The 17,008-nt window shown below is 54.7% G+C and carries 17 protein-coding genes and 1 pseudogene; 12 read left to right on the top strand and 6 right to left on the bottom strand.

What is annotated here, in order from left to right; translation table 11 throughout:
- Positions 1-37: 37 nt before the first annotated feature.
- Both ACQUQP_RS14365 and ACQUQP_RS14360 read right to left on the bottom strand, forming a co-directional pair.
- Positions 38-859 carry an FTR1 family iron permease gene (locus tag ACQUQP_RS14365; protein WP_432695719.1) on the bottom strand — a complete coding sequence of 274 codons (822 nt, stop codon included), beginning with the start codon at positions 857-859 and terminating at the stop codon, positions 38-40.
- 19 nt (positions 860-878) lie between these two features.
- Positions 879-1,199: a cupredoxin domain-containing protein gene (locus tag ACQUQP_RS14360; RefSeq protein WP_432695718.1), complete on the bottom strand. Its 321-nt coding sequence runs from the start codon at positions 1,197-1,199 to the stop codon at positions 879-881.
- Positions 1,200-1,480: 281 nt separating this feature from the next.
- Between ACQUQP_RS14360 and ACQUQP_RS14355 the strand changes: the two genes are divergently transcribed.
- The 12 genes and pseudogenes from ACQUQP_RS14355 (at position 1,481) to ACQUQP_RS14300 (ending at position 9,743) form a co-directional block, all read left to right on the top strand.
- Entirely contained in the window at positions 1,481-1,624 is a 144-nt protein-coding gene (locus tag ACQUQP_RS14355) for a hypothetical protein (RefSeq protein ID WP_432695717.1), read from the top strand.
- 13 nt (positions 1,625-1,637) lie between these two features.
- On the top strand, positions 1,638-2,273 hold the full coding sequence (locus ACQUQP_RS14350; protein WP_432695716.1) for an SDR family oxidoreductase: 636 nt from the start codon (positions 1,638-1,640) through the stop codon (positions 2,271-2,273).
- A gap of 262 nt (positions 2,274-2,535) precedes the next feature.
- Positions 2,536-3,327: a helix-turn-helix domain-containing protein gene (locus ACQUQP_RS14345; protein ID WP_432695715.1), complete on the top strand. Its 792-nt coding sequence runs from the start codon at positions 2,536-2,538 to the stop codon at positions 3,325-3,327.
- 946 nt (positions 3,328-4,273) lie between these two features.
- Positions 4,274-4,702, top strand: coding sequence for a hypothetical protein (locus tag ACQUQP_RS14340; protein WP_432695714.1), 429 nt, complete (start codon positions 4,274-4,276; stop codon positions 4,700-4,702).
- Positions 4,703-4,801: 99 nt separating this feature from the next.
- Positions 4,802-5,113, top strand: a complete 312-nt coding sequence (locus ACQUQP_RS14335; RefSeq protein ID WP_432695713.1) for a hypothetical protein — start codon at positions 4,802-4,804, stop codon at positions 5,111-5,113.
- Between the two features lie 113 nt (positions 5,114-5,226).
- Positions 5,227-6,423, top strand: coding sequence for a hypothetical protein (locus ACQUQP_RS14330; protein WP_432695712.1), 1,197 nt, complete (start codon positions 5,227-5,229; stop codon positions 6,421-6,423).
- A gap of 91 nt (positions 6,424-6,514) precedes the next feature.
- The gene (locus ACQUQP_RS14325) at positions 6,515-6,844 is read left to right on the top strand and encodes a hypothetical protein (RefSeq protein WP_432695711.1); all 330 of its coding nucleotides are present in this window, start codon (positions 6,515-6,517) and stop codon (positions 6,842-6,844) included.
- A 108-nt stretch (positions 6,845-6,952) separates the two neighbouring features.
- Positions 6,953-7,132, top strand: a complete 180-nt coding sequence (locus ACQUQP_RS14320) for a hypothetical protein (protein WP_432695710.1) — start codon at positions 6,953-6,955, stop codon at positions 7,130-7,132.
- Between the two features lie 79 nt (positions 7,133-7,211).
- Positions 7,212-7,649 carry a DUF3465 domain-containing protein gene (locus ACQUQP_RS14315; RefSeq protein WP_432695709.1) on the top strand — a complete coding sequence of 146 codons (438 nt, stop codon included), beginning with the start codon at positions 7,212-7,214 and terminating at the stop codon, positions 7,647-7,649.
- Between the two features lie 368 nt (positions 7,650-8,017).
- Positions 8,018-8,368 (top strand): annotated as a pseudogene (locus tag ACQUQP_RS14310) (ATP-dependent zinc protease family protein); the annotation flags it as partial.
- Between the two features lie 126 nt (positions 8,369-8,494).
- Positions 8,495-9,403, top strand: coding sequence for a 30S ribosomal protein S6--L-glutamate ligase (gene rimK, locus ACQUQP_RS14305; RefSeq protein WP_432698708.1), 909 nt, complete (start codon positions 8,495-8,497; stop codon positions 9,401-9,403).
- A 130-nt stretch (positions 9,404-9,533) separates the two neighbouring features.
- The gene (locus ACQUQP_RS14300; protein WP_432695708.1) at positions 9,534-9,743 is read left to right on the top strand and encodes a hypothetical protein; all 210 of its coding nucleotides are present in this window, start codon (positions 9,534-9,536) and stop codon (positions 9,741-9,743) included.
- Positions 9,744-9,775: 32 nt separating this feature from the next.
- On the opposite strand, the gene ACQUQP_RS14295 is transcribed toward ACQUQP_RS14300, so the two are convergent.
- The 4 genes from ACQUQP_RS14295 to ACQUQP_RS14280 all read right to left on the bottom strand — a co-directional run bounded on the left by ACQUQP_RS14295 (position 9,776) and on the right by ACQUQP_RS14280 (position 16,990).
- Positions 9,776-11,539 (bottom strand): SulP family inorganic anion transporter, encoded by a 1,764-nt coding sequence (locus ACQUQP_RS14295; protein ID WP_432695707.1) that lies wholly within the window; start codon positions 11,537-11,539, stop codon positions 9,776-9,778.
- 323 nt (positions 11,540-11,862) lie between these two features.
- Positions 11,863-13,143: a major outer membrane protein gene (locus ACQUQP_RS14290; RefSeq protein WP_432695706.1), complete on the bottom strand. Its 1,281-nt coding sequence runs from the start codon at positions 13,141-13,143 to the stop codon at positions 11,863-11,865.
- A gap of 345 nt (positions 13,144-13,488) precedes the next feature.
- A complete protein-coding gene (locus ACQUQP_RS14285) occupies positions 13,489-15,057 on the bottom strand; it encodes a sulfatase family protein (protein WP_432695705.1) in 1,569 nt (522 codons plus the stop codon).
- Position 15,058: 1 nt separating this feature from the next.
- Positions 15,059-16,990: a TRAP transporter permease gene (locus tag ACQUQP_RS14280; RefSeq protein WP_432695704.1), complete on the bottom strand. Its 1,932-nt coding sequence runs from the start codon at positions 16,988-16,990 to the stop codon at positions 15,059-15,061.
- Positions 16,991-17,008: the final 18 nt, after the last annotated feature.

Raw genomic sequence — 17,008 nt, 5'->3', positions numbered from 1 at the left:
TGCGTTAAGTCGCTGTTGATTAACGCAGGCCTGAGGTTTACGCGGCCCGGAGTTTTGTCTCGCTGCGACGTCCAACCCAGCGCATGCCGGTGAGGATCGTGAACAGTGTGACCAGATACACGCCGATCTGTATCGAGGTCGGGCGTTCCTGGTAGCCCACCAGAATGTGTAGCAATTGTCCCAACGCCGATTTTTCCGACAGAATATCGCCGCTATCCCACAATGGCGCGCGATAGGGCATTACGCCGGCCTGCATCAGATAGCCGGCTGCGGAGGCTGCCAGGCCGGCAGCAAGTAGCAGAATCATCCAGCCGGTGATTTGGAACAGACGACTGGCGGGAATACGCAGCAACCCCGAATAGAGCAGGCGACCGACAAGTACCCCCGCTACGACGCCGGCCAGACTGCCTAACAGCATTGAGCTGCTGGAACTGCCGCTGGCGGCTACGCTGTACATGAACAGCACCACCTCAGATCCTTCCCTTAGTACGGCCATGCCGGAGGCGACGGCGAGGAAATAGAGCGGCAGCGTACCATCGGTAATTTTCGCACTGACGTTTTTAAGGTGTGCCACCAGCTCTTTGGCATGGTGTGACATCCATATGTTGTGCCAGGCAAGCATGAGGACCGCGACGATCAAAATGCCGGCGTTCATCAGCTCCTGACCGAAGCCATCGAAGGCTCCGGTGATAGAGCCTGCAAAGAATGCTACGAGGCAAGCACCTGCCAGTCCCGCCAGAAGGCCGGCGCCAATCCAACGGGTGCGGCCCGGCAGTCCGCAGGTGGCTGCCAGCAGGATGCCAACGATCAGTGCTGCTTCAAGCACTTCTCGAAATACGATAACGGCGGCACTTAGCATGATGCGACCTCTTTACGGGTTATTTGACGATCAGGGCACCTTTGGCACTATCTTCGTGGAACTCACCGACGAACTCATAGCGGCCGGGTTTGAATGGGCCTACCAGGATGGTTGCCTGGCTGTTGCCCGGGATTACCTTCTCAATATCGAAATCTTCGCCTTCGAACTCTTCCGGGGTATCGTCATCGTTGGAGACGATCAGCTTCACGCGCTGGTCCGCGGGAATAGTAAGTTCCGCGGGTGAAAACCTGTGATCCTTGATGGAGATTTCGAAGCTGGATTCGTCAGCCATAACCGCGGTAGAAGCGACAAGCAGCGAAGCGATAAGCAGATGTTTCATGGGGCAGTCCTTACTGATATTAAACTGACAAATAATAATCATTATCGTAAAAGCATCCCTCTTGGCGCGCAACGCTTACGTGGATTGTGGGAATTCGAAAAAGCGAAACTGTCTGTTGCAACTGCCGCACCTGTTTAACCATCGAGCTGACACCTTCCCGCCTGGCGGGGATAATGTCACCGTGCGTAGACTGAGCCGGCAGGTCAAAAAGGCACATCTGTCACACCGGCTGCTGACCAATGGAGACGGGGTTGAAATCTTTCTCCCGAGCAAACACATCCTTGTTGAGATCATCCAAGTCTCCCGTCAGCGATCTGCCCTACCGGTTGAATCTGGCACTGTTTAACCCCCGCAAGGCTGAAGGGATTGAAATACCGTTCCCGCAGCGGGAAGTGCGGCTGCTCAACCCGCCGTCCGCTGCCTGATACAGGAGGCATCATGAGCAAAGCATTAATCGTTGGCGCCAATGGCAAGATCGGTCGGATTCTGGTCGAAAAGCTGAACCTGCAGGGCACGCCCTTTGTGGCGATGGTCCGCAGTGAAGAACAGGCCGAGCGGCTGCGTGAGAAGGGGATAGAGGTCGTCGTTGGTGACCTTGAAGACCCCAGCGACGAGCTGCTCGATGGTTGCGATCAACTGGTGTTCACCGCCGGTTCCGGCGCTGCCACCGGCGTCGATAAAACCGTGCTGGTTGATCTCTGGGGAGCCTGCAAAATGGTCGACGCGGCCAGGCGCTGCGGTATCAAACAGTTCATCATGGTCAGTGGCCGCAACGCCGGCGATCCGGATAAGGGCGCGGTCAAAATGAAGCCCTACCTGATCGCCAAACATTTTGCTGACCGGCATCTGCTGGAAAGCGGTGTGCCCAGCACCATTCTGCGTCCGGGCCGGCTGCTCGACGAACCCGCCGAGGGCGGTTTTAGCAGCGAACGGCCCGCCGATCCGCAGGCTCAGGTGATCAGTCGCGAGGATGTGGCCGATTTGATCGTCCATTGCCTGCAAACACCGGCAACCATCGGCAGGATGGCGGAGGTCTATCGCGGTAGCCGGGCGGTGGATGAGATAGTCGGCTGATCGCTGGTATGCCGAAATCACAGTGCGGCGGCCTTATTCTTTGGCTGCCGTGCTGTCAGCCAGTTTTTAGACCTTCCTAAAGAAATCCAGGCCATTTCAGGGATAAAATAGCCTGCTTAAAAGTCTGCCTGTACAGCGCGTTGTTGCCTTAATCAAGGCACGAGGTGAGTTTCAGTTACAGACAGATGAGTGCCAGGATTTCGGATAACAGGAACAGCATCCGTTTTCTACCCGCCAGGATGTTCCGACAGAGTGGTTTACCATGCCTGATTCCCCAACCAACCGGTCACTGGAGCGCGGTATCCAGCTGCTCAAACTGATCGATCGCCTAGGAGGGGTGACGCTCAGTCAGCTTGCCCGCGAAGCGGATCTGCCAAAATCCACGGTGCGCCGTCTTCTGATGACGCTGCTTGATCAGCGCCTGATCCGCAAAAGCCTTGCCGATGGGCTGTTTCGATCCAATATCTTCCTGCCCGTTGAAACCGAGTACGAACTGCCGCCCCACGCCTGGCGGTTATGCGAAGTGGCGGGGCCCGTGATGCTGGAGCTGGTCGAAAAGGTGCGCTGGCCCTCGGATCTGTTTGTACGCGAAGGCTCTGGCATGCGCTACATCGAAAGCAGCCGCACCAGCACCCCTATATCGCTGTATCGGGGACGGCTGAATATCCGCGTCAGAATGCTCTACTCGGCAGCGGGGCGTACCTACCTTGCCTACTGTCCGGAGGCGGAGCGTCAGCAGCTGATCGAAGAGACCCGAGGCGAACGCCCGGCAGAGCTGACCGACGAGGGCGTCGAGCGCCTGGGTCAGCGTATCCGGCAGCAGGGCTATGGCACCCGGCAACCGGGTTACACGGGAACAGTCCTTCCAGATGATGGTTTGAGTGTGATCGCCGTACCGGTGTTAAACGAGCAGCAGCTGCTGGGCTGTATCACGCTGCTCTGGGTGCGGGATTATATGAGCGAAGAGCAGTTTGCCGAACGCCACCTGGCGGAACTGCAGGCTGCCGCCCGGGAAATCGCCAAGCGCTATGTGCAGTTGGACGTCAAATCCTGATCCCCGCATAGGGGATATAAACTAAGCCAGTCCCTACACAGAGGAGCTGCGAACGGGCTGGAGGCTGGTTAACCTTAAAGAAACTGGGCTATAGTGATGCCGTGGGGTAAAGGAGTACCCGCTGATCCGAATAATCGCATGCTCGATGCTCGATGCTCGATGCTCGATGCTCGATGCTCGATGCTCAGAGCAGCACAACCGTATAATCAGGATGATTACATACAAGCGATCGCCTCCCATGCAACGCCTTGCCAAGTATGCTTCCCAGTCCCTGGGGGCTTCTTCCTCTACAAGTCTGTTAGAGCCTTTCCTTAAGAGGTTCAGGGCGTATAGGGAAATACCTTTTTCTGGAAGTTCTACCATCAGGACTTGCCTTTTGCACCTATCACAAAGTCTGTTGGGTACTGAATTTTCACCTAATATCAATTGGTTACTTGGACTTCTTTCGCGATGGTTAAGAATTAAAAGGTATACCAGCTAATAATTATTATGAGGTCGTAGACCTCATTAACAGACTGTTATAACTCTATAGGAGGCTCTAAATGAAAACCTACTATATACAAGACTGCCCTTTATGCATGAGTGTAGCGGAATACTGCTACGTAGATGCTCGTAACAGGAAATACTTCAAGTGCCCAAAGTGTACGTATTTCCAAATTTCCCGGCGTGCTGAAGAATTACTAGTTGAAAAACCATCAAGCGTTTAAGGATGGGCTTTCCAATATGGCTCCACGCGCACCTCAAGAGAGTCTCTTAACAATCCTCATGCCCAGTGCTACGGATCTCAAGGATGAGCCCGATATTTCTATCAAAGCAGCATACGTTGCTAAGTCGGAGCTACCTTTAAAGTGCGAGTAAGTTATAACAAGGCATTCAAAATCGTTCGCTGCGCTCACTGGGGCCTCGCTACGCTCGGCCCTTTAATGCAGCGTTAAGAGGAGGGTATATGGAAAACATGGATAAGTTTAATAAACTCGTTGGCACTATATTTGGTCGTCTTTATGAGGAGTTTCCTGTTCCTGTCCAGTTAGTGCCTGAAAACTTTCTGAACCACGTAATCGATGTAGATGATGAGAACGGAGCTTTTAGCTTTTCAGAATATTTTGAAAGTACCGTTAAGTGGCTTGAAACTGCCGATTACGTATGGATAGCACAAGATCAATCTACACTAGCTGGTCCTGCATATGATTTAGTGCGAAGCGAACGTGGATTAGAGGCTCTTCGTAATGTGCCAAGCTCCTTGGAAGGTAACGCCTCAATTGGAGAACGGTTATCTAACTTCTCTAAATCTAAAGCATCTGAAGCCGTAAGCACCCTTATCTCATTAGCAATTACTACACTACAGCTAGCACATGAACAGAGAGGGATCTCTTAACAAAGCACAGGAGTCGCTCCCGTTGGTCGCTGGGACGTCCAAAACGCTGTGCTTATTTGGCCGCACCTGTGTGCGACGTGAAATGGCAAAGGAAGAATCGTGAAAAACCTGAAAGAAGAGATGTTAACTGACGATATAAAGTCAGCAATGACCTTTGCATCCGTATCAAAGTGGTTAAAAATAACTCTGGCAATTGTCGTTATTTTGGCATATGTCACTGACAGTACGTGGGTTACAGAAGTGTTAGTGGCCTCTGTGGTTGTATCGCTAATATTTCCGCTTGGGTTCTTTGATGTGTTTATCCAAAAACTATTGGGGTACAACACTCAAAAGATAGCAGAGCGTCAAATACTAAATTCTGCTGAAGCCAATGAGCACTTTGAAAAACTAAATAAAAAGGTCGGTAGATAATGCCAATTAACAAGCGGCAACAGTCGCTCCCTACGGTCGATGGGACAGCCAAAAAGCTGCGCTTATTTGTCTGCCCCTATGCCGAGCGTTATACATAGAAAGGAGTTTTTAAAATGAAAGCTGTGATAGGTAAATTAAGCAGGTTTTGGGAACGTTTCAAAGAAGAGAACCCCAATTTGCAGGTGAGTATACCTGTTGTCGGTGGGCTCTCTACTAATATTCCTTTGTCTGAAAAAGGGAAAATGAAGAGTGTTCGCTCAGGCTTTGATAGTAACGACAAAAAATCGCCGTTTGTACAGATGGATACGGAAGCTTTAATTAAATATTACAGTGAATATGAGGCAGGAAAAGAATACAAGTTTTGTAGATCACCTTACGCAGAAAGCGTTCCATTGAATATAAACGGAAAAGGTTTTTCGTATGGTAAAAATGTTAATGACCTTCAGCTTGTTGTTATTAGTGCTAAGTACACTCCACCAGATCATCTTATCCCTCACTACCAAAAATCATTAGAATTATTCAAAAAAATAGGGAAGGTCATAAGAGATCCAGAAACCAGAAACTGGGAAAATAACAAATCGGTTCGGATATCAAAATTTGATCTCAAAGATAATGTTATCTGTATTCAGCCTGCTACGTATTTTGACCAGATTGGAACAAATCTAACTATGGATTGGTCTTCTGGTTTTTTGTCCGATGATAGTACAGCTACAATAAGAAACGATATTGAAAAGCATGACAAAAACGCTCTGCCCCCGCTTAATTCGTCAATCTTAGCAAATACTTTAGGAGTTGCTGTTGTTGTATTAAACCCTGAAACAAAAGAAGTGCTGATTCCAATCAGAGGAAGCGAACAAGCAATCATGGCGAATGGTGAAGGTAAGTTTCACTGTTCCGCGTCAGGAGTGTTTGAGTGGCTGGATGTGAATAAAAAAGGTGAGTTAGGTTTTGACTTTTTCATGCAGGGAATGGAGAAGGAAATTAAGAGCGAGATTGGTCTGGATAGAGAGCTTTATGAGTTAATCCCTCTAACTTTTTCAAGGGAACTGGTTAGAGGAGGGAAGCCTCAATTATTTTTTGTTGCAGAAACAAATATGGATATTAGCACTATTAAAAATGAAATGAAGGGTGCAGAGGAGAGTTGGGAGTTTATTGATGAGAGTGATCTGCCAGAGGGTAGTCAGCTAAGGGGGTACATTGAAAACCCTCTAGAGGCCCCTCAAAATATGTTTACTTATGAAGGATGGATGGCAATGAAAATTGCTTTGGCATACATGTATGATATCGAGCCTCCATTCCTTACATGCTAAGAATCTATAGTATAAAAAACGCATGTTATCGGACAGGTTTTTCTTTTCACTTCAAACCAGCCTCAAATGCGGGTGTTAAACAAAAAATTCCATGAGATTACTCATCTTATTCCTATTGTTTGCCGCAGGTACTGTACACGCCGATGAACGCCTTCTTAGTAAAGGCAGCGGTTACGTTGTTCCGGAAGGTAAGCTCTGGATAATACGCAATGCTCCGCCCGCTGATTGTCGGGTATGTACCGCGGATGTGTATGTCAAAGGTGAGCTAAGCAACGTCGAACTGAACGGCACTATCTTTCACGGCAACTTTGATTTTTCGTTCCGCATCAGTGAGCATGCTGAGGTTAAGCTTTATCCGGGCACGGAGATTTGGCTTGGTGATACTCGGCCAGAGCTAATCGTTACTGAGCAAGAACGCTAATCGTGAAACACAGTGTGAAAACTTTTGGAATTGTTCGCTCGAAGTCTATCCTTTCACGTTCAAGCCTGTTTCAACCCACTCAACGCATTTCAATTAAGGATGAAAACTATGTCTAACGATAACCGCGAAGTCACCGTCGTCGATATTAAGATGCCTTTCCTTTCCATGGTCATATTTATGGTGAAGTTTGCCATCGCCTCCATCCCCGCGTTTATCATCCTCAGCATCATCTTCAGTGTGCTGTCGATGATCTTCGGTGGCATGTTCCACGGCATGGCGCGGTTTTAGAAAGATAAAGACAGCTGCGGCAGCTGAGCTGGCAGGATAGTTCCGAATTTAGCCGTCACATATAAGGGAATGGAGTCTGATGAAAAAACTGCTGATCGTCTTAGTGGTGGGTGTGCTGGTCTATGGCTATATCGACCAAAACCCCGCTCTCTTGGAGTCATACACCCAGCCGCAGGAGGGTGGCAGTGATGCGCGTCTGGCGCAGGCGTATGAAGAGCAGCTCAGCGATCTTCAGGTGGCTGGCGCGGGGGAGGTCGTGCATCTGCTGCCGGATGATAACCAGGGCAGCCGGCACCAGAAGTTTATCCTGAGACTGGCAACCGGTCAGACACTGCTGATCTCTCACAATATCGATCTTGCGCCCCGGATCGATTCGCTGCGCGAGGGTGACCGGGTGGAGTTTTACGGCGAGTATGAGTGGAACCCCAAAGGGGGCGTGGTGCACTGGACTCATCATGATCCCAGGGGGCGCCATGAAGGTGGCTGGCTGAAACACCGGGGCGTCACCTATCAGTAACGGCTACAGCCGCCATCCGCTTTATCGCGAGACGGAACACCACCGCTGGTGTTTCGTCTATGCTTGATTGTATCAACCGGCTCCATCGACAAGCCTTCTGGTTAGTTCCTATCTTGTTTACGTCAGGTTGCTACTGACTGACGCGCTAACGCAAAAACAGAGTGGTTTCCATCTTGGCCGAATCGGCTTTCTTGTATTCAAGATATTGATATTTAAAGGCTTAATTTATTTTTGCTGGCTGCTTTTTTGACCATTTTATGGCCATGAAAAAACTTGGGTTAAAAGTATGTTCGCCGGGCCGGTTCCCCGATAGACTGCGGCATCAAAAATAACCGCAGCCAGCGTTTTACTGAGCAGGATCTCAAAGCGTGAAAGCAATTATTGGTAGTGAAGAGTGGTGCACTTTCCCTGAACTGGGACTGCCCGCCATCAAGGCGCGTATCGACTCCGGCGCGAAAACCTCCTCTATCCATGCGTTCAATATCCAGACGTTCCGTCGTAATGGTGAGCCCTGGGTCAGCTTCGAAGTGCATCCGTTGCAGAACAACCGCCGCACGGCGATCCGCTGTGAGCGTCCGATCGTCGATAAGCGTTCGGTGAAAAGCTCCAGCGGTATTGCAGAGACCCGCTACGTTATTTCCGTGCCGGTGGAGCTCGGGGACGAGCGCTGGGATATCGAGCTGACTCTGGCCAACCGCGATTCCATGGGTTACCGGATGCTGCTCGGCCGCGAGGCGATGAGCGGCCGCTTCCTGATCGATCCTTCCAGCAGCTTCTACATGGGCGAGCGCTCCAGCGAACAGCTGCAGGCGCTCTATGAGCGCAAGGAGATCGCACGCAGCGGCCTGAAGATCGCGCTGATGGCCAGTAACCCGGATCTGTACAGCAATCAGCGGATTCTGGAAGCCGGCGAAGAGCGCGGTCACGAGATGGTCTTCCTCGATATCAAGCAGTGCTACATGAAGCTGGATGCCAAGGACCCCGAGGCGCATTACCGCGGTGGCAAGGTGCTGAAAGACCTGGATGCGGTGATTACCCGCATCCGGCCCAGCGTGACCTTTTACGGCTGTGCGCTGGCGCGCCAGTTCGAGAGCATGGGCGTGCACACCACGAACACCTCTGATTCGGTGATCAAGAGCCGGGACAAGCTGTTCTCGCTGCAGCTGATGCTCAAGAGCGGGATCAATATTCCGACCACCGGCTTTGCCAACTCGCCGATGGACACCAACGACCTGATCGAGATGGTTGGTGGTGCGCCGCTGATCGTCAAACTGCTGGAAGGTACCCAGGGACGCGGCGTGGTGCTGGCCGAAACCAAGAAGGCGGCGGAGAGTGTGATCAACGCTTTCAAGGCGCTGCGGGCCAACCTGCTGGTGCAGGAGTTCATTAAGGAGGCGGACGGCAAGGATATCCGCTGCTTCGTCATCGACGGCAAGGTGGTTGCCTCTATCCAGCGTACTGCAGCGCCGGGTGAGTTCCGTGCCAATATTCATCAGGGCGGTACCGCCAGTATCGTCAAGATCACCCCGGAGGAGCGCAAGCTGTCGATCACGGCGGCCAAGGCGCTGGGGCTTGATATTGCCGGTGTCGATATTATCCGCTCCAAGAACGGACCTCTGCTGCTGGAGGTTAACTCCTCACCGGGGCTGGAAGGGATCGAGACGGCCACCGGCAAGGATATCGCCGGTATGATGATCGCCTCGATCGAGAAAAAGCTGGGCTGGCGCAAGGCCCTGGGTAGCGAGCAGGAATAACGGGCAGCCAGGCTGCCATCCACTAGGGGTACCGGCTTCGACCCGACGTAGTGGGGTCTATATAGGTCAGACAGGCTGGGTAGCTGTTTAGAAGCTACCCAGCGTTATGCGTTAGAGCACGGAGGCCAATATGTCGATGAAGGTCGTCGCTTGGTTGCTTGTTACCCTAGCCGCCATTTATTTCCTGGTGTTGGCTGCCTTCATAGCATACCACTACATCAGGTTGGGCTCTCTGGCTGGCCACACCTGGTTTTTTCGGGCTCCTGAGCTGGCTGCTGTCACCATCGTCAGTTGTGTCGCGTTACTCGTGGGCGTCGGCTTGTTGAAGGCGAAAAAATGAGTATCCCGCCTAATGCGCCACCCATATTTCCATCATCCTGCCTGGATTATTTTCTGTTCTGACCCCGGCTGTCCTGCACACTCCGAGAAAATCCGCTGACTGCACTGGCTGCAGGGATCCGGGTTCAGCCGGTTCATCAGCTGTTCCAGCGCCGGTTTCGGGGCATCGAATATCAGTGTCTCGCCCAGCTTTTTCAGGTAACCGTTTGCATCCAGTTCGTCGATCACCCGTCCTTTCAGGGAGCTGAACAGCAGTTGCCCGCCATCGTTTTCGATGCGGCGCGCCTCCTGGATCAGCATCTCGGCACCGGCGATATCGATAAAGTTGATCCCTTTACCCACCACCAGAATGCGGCTGCCGGGTGCTTCGCTGAAGAGTCGGATCTGTTGCTGCACGTGTTCGATGGCGCCGAAAAACAGCGAGCCGTCGATACGCAGTATCTTGATTTGCGGGCACTGCTGCAGGTCATAACGCGCCACGTTGCGGATGCGCCGGTCTGGCCTGTCCTGAATCGGCGCAACCTCGGTAACGGTGGGCTTCGAGGTGCGCTTCAGGTAGATGATCAGCGACAGAATAACGCCGATATAGATGGCGAACTCCAGCTCCACCAGCAGCGTGGCCAGGAAGGTGACCGCGAGGATAGTCGCTTCGTTGCGATTGGCGCCCAGAATCTGGCGGATATGGTGAAAGTCGATCAGGTTCCAGGCGATCAGGAGGATGGTACCGGCCATGGCGGACAGCGGCAGGTAGGCGGTAATCCCCGGCATCAACATCAGGATCAACGCCAGCATCACGGCAGCGAAAATCGCTGCCAGCGGGGTGCGGGCGCCGGCATCATAGTTGGCACCGGAGCGGGTGAACGAGCCGGAGCCGGCAAAACAGGAGAAGAAACTGCCGACCAGGTTGGACAGCCCCTGGCCGATAAACTCCTGGTTACCGTTGATCTGCTGGCCGGAGCGCACGGCGATGGCGCGCGCGATAGAAACCGCTTCGATCAGGCCCAGCAGGGCCACGGCAAAGGCACCTGAGGCCAGCGTCTGCAGCGATGCAGGGCTCAGATCCGGTGACGACAGCGGCGGCAGGGTGCCGGGCATGGCGCCAACCAGGGCAACACCTTTACTGGCGCCATCCAGCAGGAAACAGGCAAGGCTGCCCGCCGCCATGGCGATCAGCAGGTGCGGCAGGCGCCGGTGGATACGGCGCACCGCGATGGCGGTGGCCAGGGTAATAACACCGATCAGCAGCGAGTAGGGGTTCAGGGCGCCGAACTGGTCATACAGGGCGAGCAGGCCGTCGATGAACGAGAGCCCGCCGGCGACCTCGACACCGAACAGATGCTTCAACTGGCTGGCCGCGATGATGATCGCCGCCCCGGCAGTAAAACCGATCACCACGGTATGGGAGATAAAGTTGACCAGGCTGCCCAGGCGCATCAGTCCAAAGGCGAGCTGAATCAGGCCGGTCAGTAGCGTCAGAGTCAGCACCGTACCGATGTAATCCCCGGGAGCCAGGCCGCCGGAACTGGCGACACTCATCACCACGATCGACATAGCCGCGGCGGGGCCGGAGATCATGTGAGCGGACGAGCCGAACAGTGCCGCGATAATGGGGATGATGATCGCCGTGTACAGGCCGTATTCGGGCGGCATGCCGGCGATGAGCGCGTAGGCAACCCCCTGAGGCAGAACCAGCACGGCGCCGGTCAGACCGGCCATCAGATCCTGCAGCAGCGTTTGCCGGTTAACGTTTCGCCCCCAGGCCAGAAACGGCAGCCAATGAGAGAGCCTGCGGTTCATGCGACGAACCTCCATTTGAAAATCGGTGAGTGTTTGCACGTGACCGCCCGGTCACATGAAGCGGGGTATTCTGTGTTGGAAAAAAATGTCCCCTGGCGGTGGGAAACCCCTGCCAGGGGAGGGCCGCTAATGACGGCTAGTCAAATGATGATTCCGAAGTAGGAATAATGTAGTGCGGCAAAAAAAATGGGCTTGCTCAGATTTCGAAACTATCTCAGAAGTTGAAACTACCTCAGAAGTTGAAACTACCGGGAGTTGAATCTGCGTCAGGCCCGGCTCTGGTTAAATGGCTGGCATCACCAAAGCCGGGCCCGGTTTCTGGTTTAGAACTTGTAGTTGAGCGTCAGACGCGTATGGAAAAGATCGTCGTCAGCAACGGCTTCACGATCGAAGTCCATGTAGGACGACTGCACCCGGGCGCTTAGCCCCTCAACGTTCTGGAACTGGTAGCGCACGTCGACGCCGGCTTCGTAACCACCGTCGAAATCCTTGCCGCTGGCGGCGATGCCTGCGTCACTCTGTGTCCAGTCGGAGTAGACGAAGTTGGCTTTCAGACCCGCTACGCCAAAACCGTAACCGACACGCAGGGAAACGGTATCCAGGCCGGCAAAGATCTCGTCGATAAAGCCGGATTTGTAGCTGCGGAACATCGGCACGTGGCCAAGGGATCCGGGGAAGTTGCCATCATCCTGAACGGAGGTATAGCCCAGCTGAACATCGACGCCTTTGATCTTGGTCTGTGCCTTGACGCCCCAGTAGCCGGTATCGTCGCGGTTTTCATAATCGGCGGTCAGGGCCTTGGCGCCCAGCACCCAGCTTGAGTCGGGTACCTTGTAAGTCAGGCCGAGGAAGCCGGTATCGTAGGGATCAGCGGTCACCGGTGCTGCCGGCGGATCGCCCGCGGGGTCGTCATTATCGTTCGACAGCCACTGGGCTTCGATATTGAGGCCGCTAAAGCTGTTGTTGCTCAGGTAAAGGGAGTAGACCGGATCGTCGTACTGCTTGTCTTCCTGGGTAATACTGCCGTTCGAATCATCGCCGTAACGCAGGTTCCAGCGATCAACCACGAACAGTTTCAGCGTGGTATCGGGCAAGTCGCGGTTTTCAACAACCAAAGCATCGAAAGAGTCCTGCATCGGGAAAGCGCCGCTGTTCATCAGCAGCGGGCTGACGATTTTCTGGCGACCGATCTTCAGGCTGGTCGCTGTCATCTCTTTGTCGAAGGCGTACTCCAGGTAGGCAAGGCGCAGGTCGGTTGCATCGATGGTGACACGGGCGTCATCTTCGCCACCGGCCGGGGTCGGGCCGCTGTCCTTATCGTGAATGCCCCAATCGCGGCCGGCCTGGAAACCCACCACGGCTTTGAAGCCTTTGAAACTGCCGGTTGCATAATTCAGCTCCAGGGCCGAGCCCAGCACATGAGCATTGTTCAGCGCACCTGCTTCCGGCTTGGCATCCGAGTAGGAGCCACCCGCATAGACGTTACGTATCTCACCGCTGACCTTGCCGCCGGTCAGGGCTTCGCGAAAGGAGTCTGCCTGCACGTTTGCGGTGGTCGCTGCAGCAATGGCGGCTGCCAATAGGACATCAGGACGAAGTTTCATATCAGTACTACCTTTTTAGTTTTATTAACCGAAGCAGCGTTAATGCTTCTGTGTTTTGGGTTGCCGATTAATATCGTCTTGCAAAAGTTTTTTGCTTTTCGTTCGGGCCGTTTTAGGTGCGCAAACGCCCTATCCATCCCGGTGAATGGAGAGCCAGATCTGATCCTTCAGTTGCTTTCTTTATCTGCCAGAGAGCTAGGATTAGGTGTGTTTAATTCTCGCCTCTGCAACATGTTCCCGGCGCTGATATTCCCTGCACCGGGTTTTGAGCAAAAAGAGGAAGACGGGCCGTGAAGGGGGGAAGCGGTCCGTCTTCCTGACTTCCTGTCTTCGGGAATTGCTTCCCTAGGCCCGTCGAATGGCACGTGGACTTTCATCCATCGTGGCCGTGATCTCCAGGGCCAACTGCTCCATAAGTTCACCTTTCTTCAGCTGATATTCGGGATCAGCCCAAAGGTTTTTAAGGTGTAATGGATCTTTCGCCGTGTGGTAGAGCTCACCCCAGTCCTCGCCGGGGTAAAGGGTCAGGCGCCAGTCGTGCGAATACAGGGTACGGCTGCGTGATGCCCGTTTCAGGCCCATGCGCGGCACGTTGTCGTTGTGCTCGATCAGCAGCTGCTTGCGGCCGTCACCGCTGGCAACGTCTGCCAGCAGGTCGCGCCCCTGAATACCGAAGTAGGGGCTGATGCCGGCGCGGGCCAGGATGGTGGGGCCGATATCGATGGCGCTGCCCAGCTGGTCGGTGGCTGTGCCTGCCTTTTCGCCCGGGTCGCGCCAGATGAACGGCACGCGATGGATCGATTTACGCATCCATGGGCCTTTCAGCAGCATGTTGGCATCGCCCAGGTAGTCACCATGGTCGGCGGTGTAGATGATCACCGTGTTCTCATCCAGACCCTTGGCCTTGAGCGCGGCCGCGATGCTGCCGACAGCGTCGTCGATCATGTCGATCATGCCGCCGGTCAGTGCCATCGCTTCCTTGATGTGTTCTTCGGTGGCGGCAAAGGCTTCCTGGGGTGTATTCGGGTACTCACCTTTTTCCAGGCGCTCGCGGGCAAAGTCCAGCAGCGGTGTCGGTCCTTCCAGGTCGTCTGCCCTGACTTCCAGATCAAACTGCTCCGGCTTGTACCTGTCCCAGTATTTGCCCGGCGGGTTGAACGGGTGGTGCGGATCCGGGAAGGAGACGAACAGGAAGAACGGCTCGTCCGGATCGGCTTTCTCGTTGATCCATTCCACCGCCTGGTTTTCGATGTAGCGGGTCGGATAGATCTCCTCGGGCATCTTGGTTCGCTTTGCCTGAGGGCAGGTATAGCTGTGCTCGTACTGCTCCTTCGGGTCGCGCAGACGTTCCCAGTCCGGGGTCTGTTCGCGCAACCACTGCAGGTAATGGCCGCCGGCCCGGTCACCGTGGTCGGTGACCATGTCGATATAGTCGAAACCGTAATACGGGGTCGGGAAGTCGTAGCGTCCCGGCCCGTCGTACTGGCTCGGTTCCTCATGCACGTAAGGCTTGTAATCGTCCTTCCAGGCTTCGGCGATGGGGCCGTTGTATTTTTTCTCCAGTGCCGGCCCGAAGGGGGCATCGTTGGAGGTAAACGGCTGCAGATGGCTCTTGCCGACCGCAGCGGTGTTGTAGCCCGATTTGCTCAGCACCTCGACAAAGGTGTTGGCGCGGCTGGACAGGGCGCAGCCGTTATATTTCAGGCCGTGCACACTGGGAAAGCGTCCGGTGAGGATGCTGGCACGGTTGGGCATACAGACCGGGGAGGCGGTGTGGAACTCCTCAAAGCGGATACCTTCGGCGGCCAGCTGGTCGATATGCGGTGTGTTCAGCACCGGGTGTCCGTAGCAGCCCAGCCAGTCGGCGCGCTGCTGGTCGGACACGATCATCACAAAGTTTGGCTTGCGATTCACTTTAGATCTCCTTCGTCTTAGGCGCGGCGACCGAGTTGTTCTCCGGTGCTGTCTTTGCAGCCAGGACGCGTCGCATCACCAGCGCAGTACCGATTGCCAGTGCAACAAGTTTGGCGGCAACAAAGGGAGACAGCAGGGCCAGGGCCAGTCCGAACAGTGCCAGGCGTTCAACGGCAGAGAGTTTGACGCGGTCGAAGCCGATCAGTGAACTTGCGGCCAGGTAGATGGCGCCGATCAGGCTGATGAGCGAAAGAGCCAGGTGCAGAAAGCTGACATCTGCGCTCGACTCGGTGCCCAGCAGCAGCGCCGGATCCAGGGCAAAGGCGAAGGGGATCAGGAAGATCATGGCGCCGATGCGTGAGCTCTCGACGGCTGTTGCGATCGGTTTACCTCCGGAGATCGAGGCCGCTGCATAGGCCGCAATCGCCACCGGCGGTGTGATCACCGATGCCACGCCGAAGAAGAACACGAACATGTGCGCAGAGAGCAGGTCCAGACCGAGCTGCTGCAGTGTGGTGCCCATGACGCTGATGATGGCGATATAGGCCGGCAGAGTCGGCATACCCATGCCGAGTATCACGCAGCCGATGGCGGCGATAATCAGCGCAAAGATCAGTGACGACCCGGCAGCGCTGGTCAGCAGGACGGCGAGCTTGGACGGAATACCGGTGGCTTCCAGTGTCGCAACAACAATGCCGACAATAGCGATGGCGATGGTTAACTGCGCGACCGTATGGCCGCCGGAAGCCAGTGCCTTGATCAGTTTCACCGGCTTTTGGCGGATCTCCGGGTTGATCAGGCTGAGCGGGAACAGCAGCAGGATGGCTGAAATCGATGCACCGGCCGGTGACATGCCGCTGGCCAGCAGCCACACGATCAGGAAGATCGGGCCGAATACCAGGATCAGGTTAAGCCAGTCCTGAGATTCCGGTTTTACCACTTCCTCGTCTTCTTTGGCGGTGATACCCAGGCGCTGTGCCTCGAAGTACACCGACATGAACAGGCTGGCGTAGTAAGCCAGTGCCGGCACGAGCACGGCGGTGATAACCGAGAGGTAGCTGACACCAACGATATCAGCCATAACCAGTGCGGCTGCACCCATGATCGGGGGCAGGATCTGTCCACCGGTGGATGCAGAAGCTTCCACGGCGCCGGCAAAGTTGGCAGAGAAGCCGCGACGGCGGATCATCGGAATGGTAACCACACCGGTACCCACTACGTTGGCAACGGCGCTGCCTGATACGGTACCGAACAGGGCCGATGCCGAGATGGCGGCATAGGCCGGACCACCGCGATAGCGGCGCATGGAATAGAACGCGATGCGGATCATGGAATTACCCGCGCCTGCGCCTTCAAGTACCGCACCCAGAATGATAAAGGGCAGAACCGTGGTCAGCACGATACCCAGGATCGAGCCGAGGATGCCCTGGTCGATGCTGTACCAGAGGTTGGCGGCCAGTGTTTCGCTGATGTCTGCCGGTACTGTGGCAAAGACGCCTGGCCAGTACTGGCCGGTGGCCAGATACAGGAAGGCGCAGATACCGAGGATGGCGATCGGGGCGCCCCATTGCTTCCAGCAGATATAGATCGTCAGTGCGGCGGCGATGGTCGCAATGATCCCTTCACGCGGGCCGAAGAAGAAAATATCGTTGATCAGCACCTGACCGATACGGTAGCTATCCCAGCAGATATAGGCAGCCAGCCCAGCGGTTATGGCAAACACCACCAGGTCGAGAGGGCGATGCTGCTTGACCAGTCGATGGGCCAGAAATGCCATAATGCAAAGCCAGAAGAACAGCGGTCGATACCATTCGATCGGGAAGGGGCCAATACGTGGCAGCACGTCAAAGGTCGGCAGCACATTGCCAAGACCAATCAACGCGATAACCAGTCCGACCAGGAAGCTGAAACGGGAATAGTTATTGGAAAGCATGGGGCACCTGAGACTTGA

Origin of the sequence: Marinobacterium sp. YM272 (assembly GCF_050908845.1) — a bacterium.
Classification (GTDB): Bacteria; Pseudomonadota; Gammaproteobacteria; order Pseudomonadales; family Balneatricaceae; genus Marinobacterium_D.
The sequence above is the reverse complement of the archived record's forward strand: the minus strand, read 5'-3'. Positions and strand labels throughout refer to the sequence as shown.